The sequence below is a fragment of the Stenotrophomonas sp. P5_A8 genome (assembly GCF_056400545.1).
Window position 1 is genome coordinate 1 of the sequence record NZ_JBFULB010000559.1, and the last position, 1247, is coordinate 1247.

Here is a 1247-nt window from a genome sequence, read left to right on the forward strand (position 1 = left end):
CAGCAGCGCTTTGGACATGTCGTTACCAAACCAAGCTCGAAGATCCTTGTCCAACTGACTGTCCCTGTACTTCATTCTGCCCCCCGTGAGCTGGGATTTTGGTCTGATTAATAGCGCTACGCGTGTTGAGGAAAATTATTCAATCGCTGTGGACCCCAGTTTTCCAATTGGCCGCTCTTATTACTTAGCACTTTCCGGATTCTACAAAAAAAAGAGGCGGCCCGTTAGGCCGCCTCAGTTACTTCAATCTCGGGAGAGCATCAAACCCCGACAGGATTAGCCTTCTCAGGATCAATCTTGTACTGCTTGATCGCCCGCGCCACATCCTTACCCGTCATCTTCCCTTCCTTGGCCAGCGCCGCAATCGCGGCATGCGCGATGTAGTACCGGTCAACCTCGAAGAAGCGACGCAGGTTCGCACGCGTATCCGAGCGGCCGAAGCCATCGGTGCCCAGCACGGTGAAGCCCATCGGCACGAACGCACGGATCTGGTCCGCATACGCACGCACATAGTCGGTGGCGGCAATCGCCGGGCCCTGGCGGCCTTCCAGCAGCTCGGTCACGTAGGCCTTGCGCTGCTCGCCTTCCGGGTGGAAGCGGTTGTAACGCTCTGCATCGAAACCATCGCGACGCAGTTCGTTGAAGCTCGGGCAGCTCCAGATGTCGGCGGTGACGCCGAAATCCTTCTCCAGCAGCTCGGCCGCGGCAATGGCTTCGCGCAGGATGGTGCCCGAACCCAGCAGCTGCACGCGCAGCTCGTTCTTCTTCGGCTTGCCGGCGTCGGTGAGCAGGTACATGCCCTTGACGATGCCTTCGGCCGCACCTTCCGGCATTTCCGGGTGGGTATAGTTTTCGTTCATCAGGGTGATGTAGTAGTACTCATCAATCTGATCTTCCATCATGGCCTTGGTGCCGTGCTGCAGGATGACCGTCACTTCGAAGCCGAAGGTGGGGTCATAGCTACGCACGTTGGGAATGCCACCGGCGGCCAGGTGGCTGTGGCCATCTTCGTGCTGCAGGCCTTCACCGTTCAGCGTGGTGCGGCCGGCGGTGCCGCCGAGCAGGAAGCCACGGGTACGCATGTCCGCTGCCTGCCAGGCGATATCGCCCACGCGCTGGAAGCCGAACATGGAGTAGTAGATGTAGAACGGCAGCATCGGCACGTTGCTGACCGAGTAGCTGGTACCGGCGGCCATCCACGAGGCGATGGCGCCCGGCTCGCTGATGCCCTGCTGCAGCACCTGGCC

Annotated in this window: 1 protein-coding gene; it reads right to left on the minus strand. The window is 60.1% G+C overall.

Translation table 11 applies throughout. The features are described 5' to 3' along the window. Positions 1 to 260 precede the first annotated feature (260 nt). A partial coding sequence (locus tag AC1DQP_RS20645) for a transketolase-like TK C-terminal-containing protein (protein ID WP_478052449.1) occupies positions 261 to 1247 on the minus strand: 987 nt, incomplete at its 5' end.